The following is a 21,253-nucleotide window of genomic DNA, read 5'->3' as shown; positions in this document are numbered from 1 at the left end:
GATAGCGCGGCGCGATGGCGCCGCGCGGACACGACCTGAGACTCTGCTCAGGATACCGGCGCACGCGGGGCGCGCGCCGGAGGGTTGGGCCGTTGGAGGTTAGAAGCGGGCGCCTACGAGAAGGGCCGCGCTGCCGCCGCCGCGCTTATCGCCGACGGTGCCGTCGGCGCGCAGCGCCAGCGACCAGGGGCCATAGCCGACGCCCAGCTCTGCGCCGCCGCGCAGCTGGTTATCGCCGCGGACGTGGACGATCGGATCCAGCGTCGCGCTACCCAGACGCAGATCCGCCCGGCTGTTTTTATCGCCCAGGCCATAGCGGTATTCGGCGAACAGCCGTGGCGCTATCTGCCAGTCGCCGAGGCTGATGCGATAATCGCTGTCCAGGCGCAGGGCGATATCGTTACGGCTGTCGCTGAAGCGGGCGACGTCGAGGGCCAGCGTATCGTGTCCCGACTCGTGGAACGCGTCCTGACGCAGATAGCTACCCTGCAGCGCCAGCGACGGCGTCAGACGCCATGCCGAGCTCAGGCTGGCTTCATAGCCGGCCGTCAGCGCATAGCTGTAAAGCCACCCATCGCTCTCTGCCCGCGCCTGTCCCAGGCTCCCCATCTGCCGGCGTGGCTCATACTGGCTCCAGCCCAGCCCGGCGCTCAGAGAGACAAAGGGGGTGCTGCTCTCCTCCGTCATCTGCGGGCGGAAGGTGAGGGCGAGCGTCAGGCTGTTGACATCCACGTCGGCCTCGCTGGCGCCGCTGCTCAGGCTGCCGTAGGTCTTCGCCAACTGACCGTACAGCGTCAGGGTATCGGTTACGCCAGCGCCCAGTCCCAGCGCGATGCCGGAGGTCTGCCCCTTACTGCCCGCGCCGCCGTTGCCGCCGTCATCGGTGCGGTTGTCGGCCAGGTAGTTCAGATAGACATCCAGCTCGCCCTCCTGCAGACGCACGCTGCGCTCGCGAGCCTGCAGCGTGTCGTTGAGCATCCCCGGGACCTCCAACAGGTAGTTAAAGGCATCGACATGCAGCGCGCTGCCGGGGATATGGCTGACCCGGGTTGCGCTCAGCGCGTTGATGTCGATGCTGGCCTGGATGCCGGCGGGGGTTTTGACCTGCATCTGCGCCCCGTCAATCGCGACCAGCAGCGTATTCTCCGGCGCGGCGCGGGTGGCGATATCCCGCACCAGCAGGGCATCTTGGGTCAGGGTAAGCGGCTTGCCGGGATCGAGGACGCGCGGCTCCGTGAAGCGCTCCATGCGGGGAGCGCCGTTGGCGTCAGGGAGCAGGACATAGGTGGGCTCGCTGGGCACCTCGACCCTGCCGGTGACCAGCCCCGGCAGCGGCGTACCGGCGCGGACCAGCAGGCCGTCGCTGCGCAGTCGATAGCCCTGCGGGGTAACGACGGCGTTTGGCGTCAGGCGCCAGTCGCCGACGCGCATCTCGGCGCCGCGTAGGGTAACGCGGTCACTATCCTGCACGGGCAGGGCGAAGTCCGCCTGATAGCCGTTGGCGAAGGTATAGCGGTAGGCTTGGATCAGCGGGCGCAGCGGCGGTGGAACATCGCGGCTCAGCAGCGCGACATCGGAAACGCTGCCGTCCGCCGTAACCTGGTAGACATTGAACGGGTTCAGCGCGCCGTAGCGGACGTCTGCGATGGTGTGGGTGTCACCGCCGACGGGCGCGGTGCTGACAACCCTGAAGCTGTCTTCGCCTTGAATGAGCTGAATACAGCTACTGTCGCTGCAGGAGGGGGTGTAGATGTAGAGGCTATCGGTAAACCGATAGTCTGGCGTTATCTGTCCACGCAGAGTGACGTCACGGCTGCTTTCGTCCAGCACGAAGATATCGTTACCGTTGCTCAGGGCGATGTCGCCGTACAGCGCGCTGTTGAAGCTGAGCAGGAAGTCGTCTCCCGCGGTCTGGGTGATATCGCCGCCCACCAGACTGTTATTGAGGATCAGCGTCGGCACGTTGGTAAAGGCTTTTGTCAGACTAGGCAATACACCGTCCTTCAAACGCACAGCGATGTTGGCCGCATTATCCAGAACGACGACGCTTTGGCTGAACGCCTGACGCTGCCCGCTGTCATAACCTTCATCTGTCAGCAGGCTATAGGCATTGCTGTTACCGTGGTAGATACCGTGTGAGGTGACACCGTCGCCGATGGACAGATTCAGTGAGTTCTGCAGCAGCAGCAGGTTGTCCTGACTGCTGGCGTTTTGGAATACCCCATAAGCGGCCAGGGCATTGCTGTAGGCCAGGTTGATGCTGCGGTTCAGGTGCAGCGAATTATGGTCCGCGGAGGCGTCCAGCCAGATCCCGGCAGAGTAGACGTTAGCGCTGTTATCCTGAGTCCGCTGATAAACGCCACCGTTAAAGACGTGGTCTAGCGTCACGTCGTTATCTTCCTTAGTGATAAACAGCCCCGGATTCATGCTGCGCGCCGGCTGGCGCGTTTTCAGATTAGCATCTGCATCGGCTGCAGTGTGAGCCGGCTGGTTAACGGCAAGATTAACCTGATTGCTCAGGGCCAGTGTTTCGCCTTTGTGTGCAGAGACTCTGTCTGCCATCGCTTCTGCGCTGAGGTAGTAGCGATTGACTTCGGGCGGGTTTTCCGCCTGTTGATAACGGGTGGAGATCAGCCCGATGCGTGCCTGTTGCAGCAGCGCGTTTCGATTGGGGGCACTGTTATCCAGGTTCGCGATATCCCATACCAGATGGAAGCCAGTCTGGTAGCGGTTATTGTCGCTGTCGGTGTAGGCATACTCCTGTAGGTTATCACGCAGGTAGCCCGGCACATCGGATGCTATCTTGCGGCCATCGCGTTGTGGCCCGGCCGTTTCAGCTTTGACGACCTCACCTTCGTTGCGCGGTAGGGTTACCGGCAGTGCACCAGAGGGGTTGACGTTACCGGCGAGTACATCCACGACCGCTTCAGAAAGAGTGGCAAAGCTGGCGGTGATGGCAGCCGCACCCGGCTCCAGATTTTCCAACAGCCACGGTTGGGACAGGTTAACATTGACGATGGTGGGAACTTTCGCCTGGATCATATTAATGCGATCGATATCGATGCCGTTATGATCATTAACTTGCAGGTTGTAGACAAATTCTGCGCTCTGTTCGAATAGGCCGACGCCGTCTGCCGGTTTGACGAACAGCAAGGCATAGTCAGCATTATTGATGTCAAACGTAACGTTTAGCCAGGGCGCCTGGCGTTTGATCGCCTGGTATAGCGTCAGCGTGTCCGTCGCCCGCTGCGCCTCGGCGTCGCGTGAGAAGAACTCGATGTAGACCGGCGCATCGCCGATCTTTTCTTCGGTCAACGGCAGCAGATTGCCGCTGTTCTTCAGCACCACGACCGACTTCTGATGGGCCTGGTAGGCGGCCTCGTGTCGCGCCGGCTCATTGAAAATATCAACGGCCTGCTGCGGGTCGCGGTAGGGGTCTTCAAATAACCTCAGACTGAACATCTCCGTCAGTAGGCGGCCAGCGGCCTGATCCAATATGGCTTGGTTAAAGCTTTGTTCGCTGTCGAACGCATCGCGGAACAGGAAAACATCAGAGAGATCGCTGAACACATCTACGCCGTTGGCGGCGCCGAGGGCGACGCGCTGGGCCAGCGTTGCGTTTTCCAGCCCCCAGGCCATGCCGGTCAGAATACCGGAGTCGCTGTTGATGTAGCCGGTAAAGCCGAGTTGATCGCGCAGCAGACGGTCGATTAGCTTGTGGCTATAGGCAAAGCCCAGCTCTTCACTGAAACCCTGATCCAGGAATTTCTCCGGAGCTTTTTTGGCCAGATACAGCGGATCATAGATACGGTTGCCGAAGCGGTCGCGGGTAAATAGGGTCGAGCCGTCGCCGGCGTCATTGACGATCTTCTCCGCCTCGGGAATATCGCTGAGATACAGCTGAGGCAGGCTCATGGCATCGCTGGGACGCGCATAGTAGGGCATGATCGACGAGGTGCCGGCATCGACGGCGGCGATAAAGCCGGGCAGATGGTAGCGGTACAGGCTGTCTTTGGTCGGGTAGGGGGAGTATTGACCGTAGACATAGTGGGGATCGGTGCCGCGATCGCGGGCGCCGCCGCCGGGAAAATGCTTGGTGGTCATGGCAATATCCAGGTTACTTGGCTGATCCCCCTGAAATCCGGTAACGACCTGGCGCGTTGCCTCGGCTACGATTTCCGGGCTATCGCCGAAAGTATCGGCCAGCCGGAACCAGCGCGGATCGGTGGCGGTATCGGCCATATAGCCATATATCTTGCGAACGCCGGTGGCCTCCCACTCCTGTGCCGCCATGTTGGCGAAGTCTTGGATAAGACTGCTGCGGGCGTTGCGGGTTTGCATTTCACCAATAAAAGCAGCCCCCATTCCCAGGGTGCTGGGCCATAGAGAGAATGTGCCGGAAGATTCCTGAAGCCCAAAGCCGACATTGTTGGTGTTGTGATTACGTGGGTTGGATGTGACCACGACGGGGATGCCGTGCGTGGAGCCCTCCGCCACCTGCTGCAGGGCGTTGGTCCAGATGGTCAGCGTCAGCGGATCGGCGTTGCTGCGATCGATCATAAAGCGCACTTTCCAGTCGAGGATCCCTTCGGTCGCTGGCGCGCTACGTTCAATAACCGGCTTTTCAAAGAATTCAAAGCTGTCGCCGGGCGCACTGAATACGTTACTGGTAAATTGGCGGTAGGTCTCACATAAAATACCGTTGGCGTTGGGGCTTGAGCAGCCTGTTGATCCCAATGACTGTGAGCCGATGACCATCAGTCCCAGTTTATCTTCATTGCGCATTTTACTCAGCAGATCGATGGCCCGCAGCGCGGCGGGGTTGCGCCAGTCTTCATAGAGATCCAGTGTGCCGTTTTTATTGGCGTCTTTAAAATAATAGGTATTAGTTGCATCATTAAGCGTAATAATCGGTGTTGTGCGGCTGGAGAGACGGGGCTGATCGGCGGCAGCCTCGCGGGGGAATATGGCGCCGGTACCGAGCAGCAGTGCGATGGAGAGTGCGAGCGTAGACCGGCGGAAAGTCGTATTTCGTTTTTTCTTCATAGCGGTGTCCTTGCATTAATGGGAAATAAAACGCGACACACATCGGCTCGGCCCGACGGTAGGGGCGTCAGCGGCTTTATGGTTATGGTGTTTTCTCAGTTTCTTTTTCGAGATTAATGCTGTGTCAACCGCTAATTAACATGTTTTCGCTGCGCCGTTTTTAAATTTGACGTTATTGTGTGAGCGACCTAACGGGAATATTGAGATTATTTTTTTGAGGTATTTTTATTATTTCAGTATTGGCCTGTTGAATATAATATCTATATATTCTATTAACCTTATTTATTTTTCCTCATTATTTTAACCCTGCGCTCCGCCGCCGGGGCCTCCCGCGGCAGAACGTGCTACTATGCCGTCAGTTCCGCTATGAACCAAGGAGTCGCTATGGAACAATCGCTCACGGCGTTAAGCCGAAAGGTGGGCGAGCGTCTGCGTGTGCGCGGGGAGCAGATCACCTGCGCCGAATCCTGCACCGGGGGGCTGATCGCCAAGCTGTTGACCGATATTGCCGGTAGCTCGTGCTATTTTGAGCGCGGCTTTGTCACGTACAGCAATCGGGCCAAAGAGGAGATGCTGGGGGTGGCAGGCGGCGTGCTGGCGCAGCATGGGGCGGTCAGCGAGCCGGTGGTAGCGGCGATGGCCGTCGGTGCTCTGCGCGCGGCGCGGGCCGACCTGGCCGTGGCGGTGAGTGGGATTGCCGGGCCCGACGGAGGCAGCGTGCAGAAGCCGGTCGGCACCGTCTGGTTTGGCTTTGCCGCTCGCGGCGGGGAGCCCCTGTGCCTGTGCCGACGTTTTGCCGGCGATCGGGAGGCCGTGCGGCGGCAGGCGGCGCAGTTTGCGTTGCAGACGCTGCTGGAAAAATTTCTTACGTGAGTCTTGATACTGTATGAGCATACAGTATAATCAAGGTCAATTTCAGATTTGCTATGCGTGGAGTAAACGGATGGACGAGAACAAACAACGTGCCCTGGCTGCGGCGTTAGGCCAGATTGAAAAGCAGTTTGGTAAAGGTTCTATCATGCGTCTGGGGGATACCCAAACGCTGGACATTGAGTCCATTTCAACCGGTTCTCTGAGTCTGGACGTGGCGCTGGGCATCGGCGGTCTGCCGATGGGGCGCGTCGTTGAGATCTTCGGGCCGGAGTCCTCCGGTAAAACCACGCTGACCCTGTCCGTCATCGCGCGCGCCCAGGCGGCGGGGAAGACCTGCGCTTTTATTGACGCCGAACACGCGCTGGATCCGATCTATGCCGCCAAGCTGGGGGTCAACGTCGATGATCTGCTGGTATCGCAGCCGGATACCGGTGAGCAGGCGCTGGAGATCTGTGATGCGCTGGTACGCTCCGGCGCCGTCGATGTGATCATCGTGGACTCCGTGGCTGCCCTGACGCCGAAGGCGGAGATCGAAGGCGAAATGGGGGACTCTCACGTTGGTCTGCAGGCGCGTCTGATGTCGCAGGCGTTGCGTAAGCTGACCGCCAATATCAAAAATGCCAACTGTCTGGTGGTTTTTATCAACCAGATCCGTATGAAGATCGGGGTGATGTTCGGTAACCCAGAGACCACCACCGGCGGTAACGCGCTGAAGTTCTACTCCTCCGTGCGCCTGGATATCCGTCGCATCGGCGCCATAAAAGAGGGCGATGAGGTGGTCGGCAACGAGACCCGCGTTAAGGTGGTCAAGAACAAGGTGGCCCCGCCGTTCCGTCAGGCTGAGTTCCAGATCCTGTACGGCGCCGGTATCTCTAAGGAGAGCGAGCTGATCGATCTGGGCGTTAAGCACAAGCTGCTGGATAAATCCGGCGCCTGGTACAGCTACAATGGCGACAAGATCGGCCAGGGTAAAGCGAACTCCATGAAGTTTCTGCAGGAGAATACGACGATCTCCGCTGAGCTGGAGGGCAAGCTGCGTGAGCTGCTGCTGAGTCACGCCGCGGCGACCGACGCCGAGCGCGCGGGGGCCGAGCGCGAAGACGACGCGGCGACGGATGATGAAAACTTCTAATCCCGCCGGCCACGGGCGCGACGCGGCGAGGTCTGCGTGAGCGACGCGCTTAACCGGGCCATGCGTCTGCTGGCCCAGCGTGACCACAGCGAGAATGAACTGCGCCGCAAACTTGCGGCGCAGGGCGTTTCTGAGGGGGAGATAGCGTTGACTATCGCCCACTGTCAGCGCTATCAGTGGCTGGACGACGCCCGCTTTGCTCAGCGTTATATCGAGTCCCGCAGCCGTAAAGGCTATGGCGCGCAGCGCGTTCGTCAGGAGCTGGGGGTGCGCGGCGTGGCGCGCGATCTCATCCAGCAGGCGCTGGCCGAGTGTGAGATCGACTGGAGCGCACAGGCGCGCCGGGCGTTGGAGCGCCACTTCTCCTTACCGCTCTCGCCCGATTGGGCTACTCGGGTTAAAGTGCAGCGCTATCTGCTGTACCGTGGCTTCTTTTCGGAGGAGATCCAGGATGCCCTGCGCGATTTAACTTCGTGAACGCACGCGGCGTTTTACTTCGGTGAGAAGAAATTTTATCTTAGTGTCACTTTGTGTTCGTGAGCGGGCGTCGGCAGCGGAATGCGGGCTGTTTTGTTCACGGACTGTTCTTCTAGCCAGACTCCGGGACATTTATGAGCAAGAGTACCGCTGAGATCCGTCAAGCGTTTCTCGATTTTTATCACAGTAAGGGCCACCAGGTGGTGGACAGCAGCTCCCTGGTGCCGAACAACGATCCGACACTGTTGTTTACCAACGCCGGGATGAACCAGTTTAAAGATGTTTTCCTTGGTATCGATAAGCGCAGCTATAGCCGTGCAACTACGGCACAGCGCTGCGTACGCGCCGGCGGTAAGCATAATGACCTGGAGAACGTCGGTTATACCGCCCGTCACCACACCTTCTTTGAAATGCTGGGCAACTTTAGCTTTGGCGACTACTTCAAGCATGACGCCATCAATTTTGCCTGGGAGCTGCTGACCGGCGTGCAGTGGTTTAACCTGCCGAAAGAGAAGCTGTGGGTGACGGTGTACGAAAGCGACGACGAGGCTTACGACATCTGGGCCAACGAGGTCGGGGTACCGCGCGAGCGTATTATTCGCATCGGCGACAATAAAGGTGCGCCCTACGCCTCCGATAACTTCTGGCAGATGGGCGATACCGGTCCGTGCGGCCCGTGCACCGAGATCTTCTATGACCACGGCGCCCACATCGCCGGGGGACCTCCGGGCAGCCCAGATGAGGACGGTGATCGCTATATTGAGATCTGGAACATCGTCTTTATGCAGTTTAACCGCCAGAGCGACGGCACGCTGCTGCCGCTGCCTAAGCCTTCCGTCGATACCGGGATGGGGCTGGAGCGTATTGCGGCGGTGCTGCAGCACGTTAACTCCAACTATGATATCGATCTGTTCCGTACCCTGATCGCGGAGACCGCGCGGGTGATCGGCGTCAGCGATCTGAGCAGCAAATCGCTGCGGGTGATCGCCGATCATATCCGCTCCTGCGCATTCTTGGTTTCCGACGGCGTGCTGCCCTCCAACGAAGGCCGCGGCTACGTGCTGCGCCGTATCATCCGCCGCGCCGTGCGCCACGGACATATGCTGGGTGCCAAAGAGACTTTCTTCTATAAGCTGGTGAAGCCGCTGATCGCCGTGATGGGGTCGGCCGCCGATGCGCTGGCGCAGCAGCAGGCGATGGTGGAGCAGGTGCTGAAGACGGAGGAGGAGCAGTTTGCGCGCACGCTGGAACGTGGGCTGACGCTGCTGGACGACGAGCTGTCCACGCTGGACGGGGATACCCTGGACGGCGAGACCGCATTCCGCCTGTACGATACCTATGGCTTCCCGCTGGATCTGACCGCCGACGTGTGCCGCGAGCGCGGTCTGAAGGTGAATGAAGAGGGCTTCGAGCGGGCGATGGAGGCTCAGCGCCGTCGTGCGCGCGAGTCCAGCGGCTTCGGCGCCGACTACAACAGCATGATCCGCGTTGACGGTAGCACGGACTTTACCGGTTATCACCTGCAGCAGCAGGATGCCCTGGTGACGGCCCTGTTTCACAGCGGGCAGGCGGTTGATGTCCTGCAGGCCGGCGAGGAAGGGGTTGTCGTGCTAGCGCAGACGCCGTTCTACGCCGAGTCCGGCGGTCAGGTGGGCGATCGCGGTGAGCTGACGGCGCAGGGCTGCCGTTTTGTGGTTGAGGATACCCAGAAGTACGGTCAGGCTATCGGACATCTCGGTAAGGTAGCCCAGGGCAGCCTGCGGGTCGGAGAGCGGGTCCAGGCCGGCATCGACGGCGCGCGCCGCGAGCGTATCCGCCAGAGCCACTCGGCGACGCACCTGATGCATGCCGCCCTGCGCAGCGTACTGGGTGAGCATGTCGCGCAGAAAGGTTCGCTGGTGAGCGATGGCGCTCTGCGTTTTGACTTCTCGCACGCGGAGGCGATGAAGCCGCAGCAGATCCGTCAGGTTGAGGATATCGTTAACGCCCAGATCCGTAGCAACCTGCCTATAGACACGCAGGAGATGGGGCTGGAGGAGGCTAAGGCCAAAGGGGCCATGGCGCTGTTCGGCGAGAAGTACGACGCCCAGGTTCGCGTGCTGAGCATGGGTGACTTCTCCACCGAGCTGTGCGGCGGTACGCACGCAGAGCGCACCGGCGATATCGGCCTATTCCGCATTGTCAGCGAGAGCGGCACCGCGGCCGGCGTGCGCCGCATCGAGGCGGTGACCGGTGAGCAGGCGCTGCTGGCGATGCACCAGGAGAGCGATATGCTGCGTGAGGCTGCATCCCTGGTGAAAGGTGATGCCCAAAGCGTTGCAGAGAAGATCCGCGCCGTGATGGAAAAGAGCCGCCAGCTGGAGAAAGCGCTGCAGCAGCTCAAGGATCAGCAGGCTGCGCAGGAGAGCGCCTCGCTGAGCGGGAAAGCCATCGAGGTTAACGGGGTGAAGCTGCTGGTGAGTCAGCTGGACGGCGTGGAGCCGAAGATGCTGCGTACCATGGTGGATGACCTGAAAAACCAGATGGGCTCCTGCATTGTGGTGCTGGCGACGGCGGAGGCGAGTAAAGTTAGCCTGATCGCCGGCGTGACCAAGGATCTGACCGCCAAGGTGAAGGCCGGCGAGCTGATCGGTATGGTCGCGCAGCAGGTCGGAGGCAAAGGCGGCGGACGTCCCGATATGGCGCAGGCCGGAGGAACCGATGCTGCAGCCCTGCCTCAGGCGCTGGCTAGCGTGGCGGACTGGGTTGCCGCTAAGCTGTAATCCGCGCTAGAACGGTGAAAACGCCGTATCCATTTGTTGGATACGGCGTTTTTTTGTTTTTTCGCCCGCTTGGTGTTATAAATTTTGCAATGGTGTTTGTGGTTTGAGCTAAACTTGTACTAAGAATGTAGTAGGCGGGAATCTGCTTACACATTATAGATTTGTTGCTGTTTACGTTTTTACTACAGATGATGGATAATGGCGGGGAAAAACTGAGAGACCCGACTCTAATTAATCTTTCAAGGAGCAAAGAATGCTTATTCTGACTCGTCGAGTGGGTGAGACCCTCATGATTGGCGATGAAGTAACGGTCACCGTGTTGGGGGTGAAGGGAAACCAGGTACGTATCGGTGTGAATGCTCCGAAAGAGGTTTCCGTGCACCGTGAAGAGATCTACCAGCGTATTCAGGCGGAAAAGTCCCAACCGACGACGTATTAATTTCGGTATAGCGTCTCGCATCGCAGCGGGGCGCTTACGCGGTGCCTGCTGCGACCTCTGTCGCTCCCCCCTCGTATCCTCTTTCTTCCGTCGCTTTCTCCTTTTACGCTTCTCTGTTACGTTTCTCTGCCGGCGTCATCTCCGCCTGTGGCGTGGATTCCTGTCCGGCGATCGCCCCAGCGAGGAGAGGCGCGCTTTTTTTTTATCCAAACGGTTTGGCGGCGCGCGCTCGGTAGGCATGGCGCGCGCGCCATGCTGGATAAAGCGGGGGGTTTTTGCGGTTCATAAAAACAGCAGGTTGACGCTATTCACAGCGGTTTGCCTGTGAATTGTGCAAACGAATCAGATTGCGTGAAAACTCAGGAAAAATTGTTTGACTTATCAGCCCGTGAAAGTAATATGTGCGCCACGCAGTGCCGATGAGACAACGAAAGGTTGAGTGGGCACAGCTCGCAAGAGTCGCGTGTGGTGAGGTGGCCGAGAGGCTGAAGGCGCTCCCCTGCTAAGGGAGTATGCGGTCAAAAGCTGCATCGGGGGTTCGAATCCCCCCCTCACCGCCATTTGCATCCGTAGCTCAGCTGGATAGAGTACTCGGCTACGAACCGAGCGGTCGGAGGTTCGAATCCTCCCGGATGCACCATCTTTCAGGTTTATCGCCTCACGGCGGTAAATCGGATACGGGAATCAGAACGGCCCGTGTCATCAGGTAAGTTCTCTGTGCATCCGTAGCTCAGCTGGATAGAGTACTCGGCTACGAACCGAGCGGTCGGAGGTTCGAATCCTCCCGGATGCACCATCTTTTAGATTCATGGTGATTAGCGGTGAATCAGACAGCGGGGTAACCCTTCTGTCAACATTGTTATTCTGTGCATCCGTAGCTCAGCTGGATAGAGTACTCGGCTACGAACCGAGCGGTCGGAGGTTCGAATCCTCCCGGATGCACCATCTTTTCGATTCACGCTGGTACGCGGTGGATCGGACCGTAGGGTTACCTACCGTCAACATTGTAACTCTGTGCATCCGTAGCTCAGCTGGATAGAGTACTCGGCTACGAACCGAGCGGTCGGAGGTTCGAATCCTCCCGGATGCACCATCTTTCGCAGAGCGTGATGCTAACATCATGCTTCGCCTACGCTAAAGACTGTATAGGATTGCACACTAGACTGGTCAAGGTTGCGTAGCAACGACCCCTGCGGTGAGACGTGCAGCGTCAAATTATCCGCCTAGATGCTTTCTCGCTGGATAAAAAAGCCCGCTTTTGCGGGTTTTTTTGCATTCAGTCGCCCCTTCCTCCCTCTGATCCACTTTTCCTGCCCAGTCCTCCCGCAGCTATCACGGCGATGCGGCGACGGCCCGCGACAGCCAGCCTGCTTTTACGCTAAAGTAGCTCTCTTTTCCCCGTTTCAGAGGATGAGCATGACGATGTATGACCGTTATGACGGGCTGATTTTCGATATGGATGGTACCCTGCTCGACAGCGAGCCGACGCACCGGCGGGCGTGGGACGCGGTGCTGGGGCGTTACGGTATGGATTATGACCTAACGGCGGTGATCGCACTCAATGGCTCTCCCACATGGCGTATTGCTCAGGCTATCATTGAACACAATCAGTCCGATCTCGATCCTCATGCGCTGGCCGCGGAAAAAATGAGGGCGGTAGAGAGTATGCTGTTGGACTGCGTACGTCCGCTGCCGCTGGCGGAGGTTGCCTTGGCCTATAAGGGGCGTCGTCCCATGGCCGTCGGCACCGGCAGCGAACATCGCCTGGCCGATGCCCTGCTGCGCCATCTGGGGCTGCGCGACTGTTTTCAGGCGATCGTGGCCGCTGATGATGTACAGCGCCATAAGCCGGATCCGCAAACCTTTTTACGCTGTGCTGCGTTGCTCGGCGTTGCGCCGACCCGCTGCGTGGTGTTTGAGGATGCGGATTTGGGGATTCAGGCCGCCCGGCGAGCGGGGATGGACTGGATCGACGTGCGCGACCTGTAATGAGTGAATTTTGGGCTGTCACTGGCATGTTTGTCAGCAGCTTTACCAGCGCGACGCTGCTGCCGGGTAATTCGGAGGTGGTGCTGAGCGGGCTGCTGATCGCAGCTCAGGCGCCGCTGCTCTGGCTGCTGACGGCGGCGATCGTGGGTAACGTACTGGGCGGACTGACCAATGTGATCATTGGTCGGGCGCTGCCCCAGGTGACGCCGCAGCGCGGGCTGGCGATGGCGTTGGGCTGGATGCAGCGCTACGGTGCCGCGGCGCTGTTGCTCAGCTGGCTGCCGCTGATCGGCGATCTGCTGTGCCTCCTGGCCGGATGGTTGAGGATGCCGTGGGGAAAGGTTGCGCTGTATCTGACCCTGGGCAAGGCCGCACGCTATGTGGCGCTGGCATGGTTGACGCTGTACGGCATGTCGTGGTGGCATTAGGCGTACATTGCGGTAAGACGCGGTGGGCGCGATTAACTCTTCTTATTAGCGGGAGGTCAATTTGATCCCGGACGTATCTCAGGCCCTTAGCTGGCTAGAATCTCATCCGAATGCCCTGGACGGCATCCGGCGTGGTATCGAGCGCGAAACGCTGCGCGTCACTCCCGAGGGGCATTTGGCCGCTACGCCGCATCCGGCGGTGTTGGGCAAGGCGTTGACCCACCCCTGGATCACCACCGACTTCGCCGAAAGCCTGCTGGAGTTCATCACGCCCGTCGATGGTAGCATCGACCATATGCTGGCGTTCCTCAGCGATATTCACCGCTATGTGGCGCGCAATCTCGGCGATGAGCGGATGTGGCCCCTGAGCATGCCCTGTTTTATCGGGAGCGAGCAGGATATCACCCTGGCCCAGTACGGCAGCAGCAACCTGGGGCGCTTTAAAACGCTCTACCGCGAGGGGCTGAAGAACCGTTATGGGGCGCTGATGCAGACCATCTCCGGCGTGCACTATAACTTCTCCCTGCCGCTGTCGTTTTGGCAGGCGCGCGCTGGCGTACAGGATGCGGATAGCGGTAAGGCTGCCATTTCCGACGGCTATTTCCGCCTGATCCGGAACTACTACCGCTTTGGCTGGGTGATCCCCTATCTGTTTGGCGCCTCGCCGGCCATCTGCGGCTCCTTTCTGAACGGTCGGGAGAGCACGCTGCCGTTTGAACGCAGCGGCGGAACACTGTTCCTGCCCTATGCTACCTCGCTGCGCCTGAGCGATCTGGGATACACCAATAAGTCGCAGAGCAATCTCGGGATCACGTTTAACCACCTTGACCAGTATGTCGAAGGGCTGAAGCGCGCCATTCATACCCCCTCCGCCGAGTTTGCCCGCCTGGGCGTGGAGGAAGACGGCCGTTATCGCCAGCTGAATGCCAATATTCTGCAGATCGAGAATGAGCTCTATGCGCCGATCCGGCCCAAGCGCGTGACGCGCGACGGTGAGTCGCCGTCCGATGCGCTGCTGCGTGGCGGCGTAGAGTACATTGAGGTTCGCTCTCTGGACATTAACCCGTTCACCCCCATCGGCGTCGATGCCGATCAGGCCCGCTTCCTCGATCTGTTCCTGATCTGGTGCGTGCTGGCCGACGCGCCAGAAATGAGCAGCGACGAGCTGCTGTGTACGCGCCAAAACTGGAACCGGGTGATCCTTGAGGGACGTAAGCCGGGGCAGACCATCGGCATTGGCTGTCATGATGCCCGTCAGCCGCTGGCGCACGTGGGGCAGTCACTCTTTGCCGACCTGCATCGGGTCGCCGAGGTGCTGGATGGCATTAACGGCGATGCGCGCTACCAGCAGGTCTGCGCTCGCCTGGTCGCGGCCTTCGAGGACGTCTCACTGACCTACTCGGCTCGGGTCGTAGCCCAGATGGGGGATCGGGGGATCGGTGACTATGGCCTGGCGCTGGCGCAGCATTACCGAGATCGGCTGTGCAGCGAGCCGCTGACGCTATTGGATGAGGCGACGCTGACGGCGCAGGCGCAGCGCTCGGTGAGTCGTCAAGCGGCGCTGGAATCACAGGACAGCGAGTCCTTCGCGGCCTATCTCCGGCAGCACGCCGGACGCTAGAAAAGAAAAAGGCCACAATACCTGTGGCCAAAATAAGCATCTCTGAGGACAGGGATGATGATGATAACAAATGCGCGTCTTTCATATACTGAGAGTCGCAGTATGGGAAAAGGTTTCCTAACAAAGGAAAAAAATATTTTTTTATTGAGGAGGTGACGAAATGCCGTTACTGGATAGCTTCACTGTCGACCATACTCGCATGGCCGCACCCGCCGTTCGCATAGCAAAAAATATGACCACCCCGCACGGCGATCAGATCACCGTATTCGATCTGCGCTTCTGCCGTCCCAACCATGCTATTCTGCCGGAGCGCGGTATTCATACCCTTGAGCACCTGTTTGCCGGCTTTATGCGTGACCATCTGAACGGCGACGGCGTTGAGATCATTGATATTTCACCGATGGGCTGCCGCACGGGCTTCTATATGAGCCTGATCGGTACACCGGATGAAGCGCGGGTTGCCGCGGCCTGGAAGGCGGCGATGGAGGACGTGCTGCGGGTCACCGATCAGCGCAGCATTCCAGAGCTGAATGAGTTTCAGTGTGGTACCTACAGCATGCACTCGCTGGAAGAGGCTCACCAGATTGCCCGCCAGATCCTGGTGGCCGGGATCGGTATCAACCATAACGATGCGCTGGCGCTTTCCGCCGAACAGCTGGTCCGTCTGCACCCCTAGGGGGGCCCAGATAACAGCGCGCGGCGTCGACGCTGAGCCAAAAGCGCATCATCGAGGCGCAGGAGATCGTGGATCTATGCGCAACTCCGACAGCGCAAGGTATGCGTTCCTGGCACGGGTCCCGTAGGGCTGGGGCCTTTTTGCCCAGGGTTGCGTTACTCACGGTGCCTTTGGGCCCCGGACCTTGCCCTGGGCTAAAATGACCGCCAGCGCCGCTCACGGCCGGTTGCGGGACACGCCCTAGGCATCCTCGATAAAAAAGCCCCCACAGCGCTAACCTGCGGGGGCTTTTTTATGTCTGCGATGCGGGGGAAAATGCGCAGATCAGGCACCGTCGCCCGGCAGGTGGGCGCGCAGCAGAGAGACTCTCACCCGCTTGATCATGTTGTCCTGCACATCGAGAATTTCGATGAAGTAGTTACCGATGGTGACCTGGGTGCCCGGCAGCGGGATCTCCTCCAGGGTTTCCAGCAGCATCCCGTTGATGGTGCGCGCCCCCTCTGCAGGCAGGGTCCAGTTAAAGGCCTTGTTCAGCTCGCGGATATTGGCGCTGCCGTCGATCAGTACGCTGCCGTCGCTCTGCGGTAGCACTTCTTCAGCCAGCGAGGGGGACATGGAGGTAGTAAAGTCGCCGACGATCTCCTCAAGGATATCTTCGACGGAGATAAGCCCCTTGATGTCGCCGTATTCATCAACCACGATGCCGACCTTTTCCTTATTGCGCTGGAACTTCAGCAACTGCACGTTGAGGTGGGTTCCCTCCGGGATATAGTAGATTTCGTCGGCGGCGCGCAGCAGGTTTTCTTTGTTGAACTCCTGCTTTTCAATCATCTGGCGGTAGGCTTCGCGCACGCGCAGCATACCGATAGCGTCGTCCAGGGTATCGCGGAACAGCACGATGCGCCCGTGGGGGGAGTGGGTGAGCTGGCGCAGGATCGATTTCCAGTCGTCGTTGACGTCGATGCCGACGATCTCGGTGCGCGGTACCATGATGTCCTCGACCGACACCTTATCCAGATCCAGTACCGAGATCAGCATATCCTGGTTACGCCGCGAAATCTGAGCGCGCGACTCGTTCACGATGGTGCGCAGCTCCTCTTTGCTTACCGCATCGCTGGGGCCCGCGTGCGGCTGAACGCCGCACAGCCGCAGCAGCAAGCGGGTGATGCCGTTCAGCAGCCAGACCAGCGGCATCATGACCTTCTGCAGCGGGCCCAGCAGTAGGCTGCTGGGGAATGCCACCTTTTCCGGGTACAGCGCCGCGAAAGTTTTTGGCATCACTTCGGCAAAGATCAGAATGACAAAGGTCAGGATACCGGTGGCGATGGCCACGCCGCTGTCGCCGTACAGACGCATACCGACGATGGTCGCCAGCGCCGAGGCCAGTATATTGACCAGATTATTGCCAATCAACACCAGGCTTATCAGGCGATCCGGGTGTCGCAGCAGGCGCTCGACGCGCCGGGCGGGCCGCAGTCCCTGCTTGGCCAGGTGGCGCAGGCGATAGCGGTTGAGGGTCATCATCCCGGTTTCCGAGGCGGAGAAGTAGGCGGAGACGATCACCATCAGCAGAAGAATGGCGATCAGCGTACCGGTCGAGACGTGCTCCAAACGGGTATTCCTTATGGTGGTTAGCGGTCAGCCCCGCGCGACGGCGGGGCGCGAAAATCGGTGTGGGGGCGTAGGATTACTGCGCCAGATCCAGAATGATCCGGCTGCCGAAGTAGGCGAGCGTCAGCAGCGCCGCGCCGGCCAGGTTACACCATACGACCGGACGACCCCGCCATCCCCGGCGATAGTGCCCCCACAGCAATATGATATACACGCACCAGGCCAATAGCGACAGCAGCGCCTTGTGCATATTTTCGGCGCTGAACAGCTGCGCCATATACAGGCTGCCGCTGATCAGCGTCAGGGTTAGCAGCACCACGCCCACCTGGGTAATGTGGAACATCTTGCGCTCAATGCTCATTAACGGCGGCATGTCGGCGCGCAGGCTCAGCTTTTTATTCTTCAGCAGGTGATCCATCCACGCCACTTGAAAGGCATACAGCGCGGCGATGATCAGCGTGGCGTAAGAGAACAGCGCCAGCCCGATATGGAACAGCAGAGAGGGGCTGGCCTCCAGATGGGTAATAAACTCCCCGGGAACAAAGCTGGCCAGACCGAGGTTGATCAGGGCGAAGCTGTAGACGATCGGCAGCAGAAACCAGCCGCGATCGCGTGAGGCGACTACGGTCATAACCAGACAGATCAGCAGGCTGACCGACGATCCCATATTCAGCAGACTGAGGTTCTGCCCTGCGCTGACATCAAAGATGCGCTGGTAGAGGGCGATGGCATGGCACAGCAGCGCCGCGGCGGCAAAGGTCAGCGCCAGACGCCGGTATGCGCGATTATTGCGCGCCAGACCGGGAACAATCAGTCCCAGGCTGAGCAGATAGGCAATCATGGCCGTGATGGCAAATTCGGGCATAGCGAGTTCATTGATGGCTGAGTGAATGAGGCGTTCAGTATAGCCGCAGCGGCGCTACGCTCCAACCGCTGGCGCCGACCAATGCGCGCCGTGGGGGAGAGAATCGCGGGGCTTCGTGTTATACTCGCCGCCATCTTTAGCGATGTCGTCGCCTGACGGCCCGTTTTGCATTGGTACTACGTTGAGCATAAACCATGTTTGAAAATCTAAGCGATCGATTGTCGCGCACGCTGCGCAACATCAGTGGCCGCGGGCGACTGACCGAAGATAATATCAAGGATACCCTGCGCGAGGTGCGCATGGCGCTGCTGGAAGCCGACGTGGCGCTGCCGGTGGTGCGCGAGTTCATCAGTCGGGTGAAAGAGAGCGCGCTGGGTCAGGAGGTCAACAAGAGCCTGACGCCGGGACAGGAGTTCGTCAAAATCGTTCAGGATGAGCTGACCCGCGCAATGGGGGAGGCCAACACCGAGCTGAATCTGGCGGCGCAGCCGCCGGCCGTGGTGCTGATGGCCGGCTTGCAGGGCGCCGGTAAGACGACCAGCGTGGGTAAGCTGGGTAAGTTCCTCAAGGAAAAACAGAAGAAGAAAGTGCTGGTCGTATCAGCCGACGTGTATCGCCCGGCGGCGATCAAACAGCTGGAGACGCTAGCAGAGGGCGTAGGCGTCGATTTTTTCCCCTCTGACGTGCAGGAGCGTCCGCTGGATATCGTGCAGCGCGCGCTGACCCACGCCAAACAGAAGTTTTATGATGTGCTGATCGTCGATACTGCAGGCCGCCTGCACGTCGATGAAGCGATGATGGATGAGATCAAGCAGATCCACGCGGCGATTAACCCGGTGGAAACGCTGTTTGTGGTCGATGCGATGACCGGCCAGGATGCGGCCAATACCGCCAGCGCCTTTAATCAGGCGCTGCCGCTGACCGGCGTGGTGCTGACCAAGGTAGACGGCGACGCCCGCGGCGGTGCGGCGCTGTCGATCCGCCACATCACGGGGAAACCGATCAAGTTCCTCGGCGTCGGGGAGAAGACCGAGGCGCTGGAGCCGTTTTATCCGGACCGCGTGGCCTCGCGTATTCTGGGCATGGGCGACGTGCTATCGCTGATCGAAGAGCTGGAGAGCAAGGTTGACCGCGCCCAGGCCGAGAAGCTGGCGACCAAGCTGAAGAAGGGAGACGGCTTCGATCTCAACGACTTTATGGATCAGCTCAAGCAGATGCGCAACATGGGGGGCATGACCTCCATGCTGGCCAAGCTGCCGGGTGTCGGCCAGCTGCCGGACAACGTGAAGGCGCAGATGGATGACAAGGTGCTGGTGCGGATGGAGGCGATCATCAGCTCGATGACGCTGAAAGAGCGCAGCAATCCGGAGATTATCAAAGGCTCACGCAAACGCCGCATCGCTCAGGGCTCCGGCATGCAGGTGCAGGACGTGAACCGCTTGCTGAAGCAGTTTGACGAAATGCAGCGCATGATGAAAAAGATGAAGAAAGGCGGAATGGCAAAAATGATGCGCGGCATGCGCGGCATGATGCCGCCGGGGTTCCCGGGGCGTTAATCGCCGTCGTTGGTGCGAAAGCCTATAGCGGCAGTTGCTTTTCGCGCCAAAATGAGTAAAATTTTCGGGCTTTTATGTTCGTATGAACAAGGACACCGGGCTCCGTTCCTCGATGGGGTCTGGTGTTTTATTTACTAATGAGGATGTTATGGTAACCATTCGTTTAGCACGTGGCGGCGCGAAAAAGCGTCCGTTTTATCAAGTAGTAGTGACCGACAGCCGTAATGCCCGTGACGGTCGTTTCATCGAGCGCGTAGGTTTCTTCAACCCGATCGCGACCGGTAGCGCCGAAGGCCTGCGTCTGGATCTGGATCGCGTAAGCCACTGGGTTTCCCAGGGCGCAACCGTTTCTGATCGCGTAGCTGCGCTGATCAAAGAAGCTCAGAAAGCAGCTTAACCCGTTGCGGTGGTCACGATGAGCACAGAGAATAAGCCGGCGGTGAGCAATGCGGTCGTTCTGGGGAAACTCGGTTCTGCGTATGGCATCCGCGGCTGGCTCAGAGTGTTTTCCTCCACCGAGGATGCTGAAAGCATTTTTGATTACCAGCCCTGGTTTATCCAGCAGGCGGGTAAGTGGGTTGCGATCGAGCTGGAAAGTTGGCGCAGCCACAATCAGGATTGGGTCGTCAAAATTAAAGGTATTGACGATCGTGATGCGGCCAATGCCATGGTTAATCGAGAGATTATCGTGGATGAGTCGCAGCTGCCGTCGCTGGATGAGGGCGACTACTACTGGAAAGACCTGATGGGTTGCCAGGTAGTCACCGTGTCTGGCTATGCGCTGGGTAAAGTCACTGCGATGATGGAAACCGGCTCCAACGACGTATTGGTCGTGAAGGCGAACCTGAAAGATGCATTTGGTATGAAGGAGCGGTTGATTCCGTTCCTCGACGGACAGGTGATCAAGAAAGTCGATCTCACTGCTAAATCTATTGAAGTAGATTGGGATCCTGGTTTTTGACCTCCGATATTAACGGTAGAACTGAGTGGAACGCCACGATGTGGATTGGGGTAATTAGTCTGTTTCCCGAGATGTTCCGCGCAATCACCGATTACGGGGTAACTGGCCGGGCCGTAAAAAAAGGCCTGCTTAGCGTGCAGTGCTGGAATCCGCGCGATTTCACGCACGATCGGCATCGAACCGTGGACGATCGCCCCTATGGCGGCGGACCGGGGATGCTGATGATGGTTCAACCCCTGCGGGATGCCATCCATGCGGCAAAGGCAGCGGCAGGCGAAGGGGCGAAGGTGATTTATCTTTCGCCTCAGGGGCGCAAACTGGACCAGCAGGGCGTTTGCGAACTCTCCGCCAGCCAGAAGTTAATTCTGGTCTGCGGGCGTTATGAGGGTATTGATGAGCGCGTAATCAAAACCGAAATCGATGAAGAGTGGTCGATCGGCGATTACGTTCTCAGCGGCGGCGAACTACCGGCCATGACCCTGATTGACTCGATCTCCCGGTTTGTTCCGGGGGTGTTGGGCGATCAGGCCTCGGCTGAGGAGGATTCGTTTGTCGACGGTCTGCTGGACTGTCCACACTATACCCGCCCTGAGGTGTTACAGGATATGGAGGTACCGCCAGTGCTGCTGTCGGGAAACCATGCCGAGATACGTCGCTGGCGCTTAAAGCAGTCGCTGGGCCGAACCTGGCTTAGAAGACCTGAACTTCTAGAAAGCCTAGCTCTGACTGACGAGCAAGCAAAGCTGCTGGCGCAGTTCCGCGAGGAGCATGCCGCGCAGCAGGATCATGAAGGCTGCGACTAAAAGGTCGGGCCGAT

At 59.2% G+C, this 21,253-nt stretch carries 16 protein-coding genes and 5 tRNA genes; 18 read left to right on the top strand and 3 right to left on the bottom strand.

Annotated elements, in window-relative coordinates; translation table 11 throughout:
- Positions 1 to 99: 99 nt before the first annotated feature.
- Entirely contained in the window at positions 100 to 5,046 is a 4,947-nt protein-coding gene (locus ETEE_RS04780; protein ID WP_034164623.1) for an autotransporter domain-containing protein, read from the bottom strand.
- 384 nt (positions 5,047 to 5,430) lie between these two features.
- On the opposite strand from ETEE_RS04780, the gene pncC reads away from it, so the two are divergent.
- From pncC to luxS, 14 genes are all read left to right on the top strand, one after another.
- Positions 5,431 to 5,919 (top strand): nicotinamide-nucleotide amidase, encoded by a 489-nt coding sequence (pncC, locus tag ETEE_RS04775; RefSeq protein WP_034164622.1) that lies wholly within the window; start codon positions 5,431 to 5,433, stop codon positions 5,917 to 5,919.
- 70 nt (positions 5,920 to 5,989) lie between these two features.
- Complete coding sequence (recA, locus tag ETEE_RS04770) at positions 5,990 to 7,051, top strand: recombinase RecA (RefSeq protein WP_012849684.1); 1,062 nt, start codon at positions 5,990 to 5,992, stop codon at positions 7,049 to 7,051.
- 36 nt (positions 7,052 to 7,087) lie between these two features.
- Positions 7,088 to 7,528: a regulatory protein RecX gene (locus tag ETEE_RS04765; protein WP_034164621.1), complete on the top strand. Its 441-nt coding sequence runs from the start codon at positions 7,088 to 7,090 to the stop codon at positions 7,526 to 7,528.
- A gap of 134 nt (positions 7,529 to 7,662) precedes the next feature.
- On the top strand, positions 7,663 to 10,290 hold the full coding sequence (alaS, locus tag ETEE_RS04760; protein WP_034164619.1) for an alanine--tRNA ligase: 2,628 nt from the start codon (positions 7,663 to 7,665) through the stop codon (positions 10,288 to 10,290).
- 253 nt (positions 10,291 to 10,543) lie between these two features.
- Positions 10,544 to 10,729: a carbon storage regulator CsrA gene (csrA, locus tag ETEE_RS04755; RefSeq protein WP_002209449.1), complete on the top strand. Its 186-nt coding sequence runs from the start codon at positions 10,544 to 10,546 to the stop codon at positions 10,727 to 10,729.
- A 467-nt stretch (positions 10,730 to 11,196) separates the two neighbouring features.
- Positions 11,197 to 11,289: transfer RNA gene (locus ETEE_RS04750), tRNA-Ser, on the top strand.
- A gap of 3 nt (positions 11,290 to 11,292) precedes the next feature.
- Positions 11,293 to 11,369, top strand: a tRNA-Arg gene (locus ETEE_RS04745).
- Between the two features lie 79 nt (positions 11,370 to 11,448).
- A tRNA-Arg gene (locus ETEE_RS04740) sits at positions 11,449 to 11,525 on the top strand.
- A gap of 72 nt (positions 11,526 to 11,597) precedes the next feature.
- A tRNA-Arg gene (locus ETEE_RS04735) sits at positions 11,598 to 11,674 on the top strand.
- 71 nt (positions 11,675 to 11,745) lie between these two features.
- A tRNA-Arg gene (locus ETEE_RS04730) sits at positions 11,746 to 11,822 on the top strand.
- Between the two features lie 329 nt (positions 11,823 to 12,151).
- Positions 12,152 to 12,718: a fructose-1-phosphate/6-phosphogluconate phosphatase gene (gene yqaB / locus ETEE_RS04725; protein ID WP_034164614.1), complete on the top strand. Its 567-nt coding sequence runs from the start codon at positions 12,152 to 12,154 to the stop codon at positions 12,716 to 12,718.
- Positions 12,718 to 13,146, top strand: coding sequence for a YqaA family protein (locus tag ETEE_RS04720; RefSeq protein ID WP_034164613.1), 429 nt, complete (start codon positions 12,718 to 12,720; stop codon positions 13,144 to 13,146). Before yqaB ends, ETEE_RS04720 begins: the two co-directional genes overlap by 1 nt.
- A gap of 61 nt (positions 13,147 to 13,207) precedes the next feature.
- Positions 13,208 to 14,767 (top strand): glutamate--cysteine ligase, encoded by a 1,560-nt coding sequence (gshA, locus tag ETEE_RS04715; protein WP_034164612.1) that lies wholly within the window; start codon positions 13,208 to 13,210, stop codon positions 14,765 to 14,767.
- 160 nt (positions 14,768 to 14,927) lie between these two features.
- On the top strand, positions 14,928 to 15,443 hold the full coding sequence (luxS, locus tag ETEE_RS04710; protein WP_034164611.1) for an S-ribosylhomocysteine lyase: 516 nt from the start codon (positions 14,928 to 14,930) through the stop codon (positions 15,441 to 15,443).
- A 324-nt stretch (positions 15,444 to 15,767) separates the two neighbouring features.
- Here luxS and ETEE_RS04705 read toward each other — a convergent pair whose 3' ends face one another.
- Entirely contained in the window at positions 15,768 to 17,054 is a 1,287-nt protein-coding gene (locus ETEE_RS04705; RefSeq protein ID WP_034164610.1) for an HlyC/CorC family transporter, read from the bottom strand.
- A gap of 76 nt (positions 17,055 to 17,130) precedes the next feature.
- Positions 17,131 to 17,919 carry a cytochrome C assembly family protein gene (locus ETEE_RS04700; RefSeq protein WP_034164609.1) on the bottom strand — a complete coding sequence of 263 codons (789 nt, stop codon included), beginning with the start codon at positions 17,917 to 17,919 and terminating at the stop codon, positions 17,131 to 17,133.
- A gap of 194 nt (positions 17,920 to 18,113) precedes the next feature.
- On the opposite strand from ETEE_RS04700, the gene ffh reads away from it, so the two are divergent.
- The 4 genes from ffh (at position 18,114) to trmD (ending at position 21,239) form a co-directional block, all read left to right on the top strand.
- Entirely contained in the window at positions 18,114 to 19,475 is a 1,362-nt protein-coding gene (ffh, locus tag ETEE_RS04695; RefSeq protein ID WP_034164608.1) for a signal recognition particle protein, read from the top strand.
- 148 nt (positions 19,476 to 19,623) lie between these two features.
- Positions 19,624 to 19,872 carry a 30S ribosomal protein S16 gene (rpsP, locus tag ETEE_RS04690; protein WP_015462230.1) on the top strand — a complete coding sequence of 83 codons (249 nt, stop codon included), beginning with the start codon at positions 19,624 to 19,626 and terminating at the stop codon, positions 19,870 to 19,872.
- Positions 19,873 to 19,890: 18 nt separating this feature from the next.
- Positions 19,891 to 20,436, top strand: coding sequence for a ribosome maturation factor RimM (gene rimM, locus ETEE_RS04685; protein WP_034164607.1), 546 nt, complete (start codon positions 19,891 to 19,893; stop codon positions 20,434 to 20,436).
- Positions 20,437 to 20,474: 38 nt separating this feature from the next.
- Entirely contained in the window at positions 20,475 to 21,239 is a 765-nt protein-coding gene (gene trmD, locus ETEE_RS04680) for a tRNA (guanosine(37)-N1)-methyltransferase TrmD (protein WP_034164606.1), read from the top strand.
- Positions 21,240 to 21,253 lie beyond the last annotated feature (14 nt).

It is taken from the genome of Edwardsiella anguillarum ET080813, assembly GCF_000264765.2.
In the GTDB taxonomy this organism is placed as follows: Bacteria; Pseudomonadota; Gammaproteobacteria; order Enterobacterales; family Enterobacteriaceae; genus Edwardsiella; species Edwardsiella anguillarum.
Note: the sequence above shows the minus strand (reverse complement) of the source record. Positions and strands in the feature narration are given on the sequence as shown.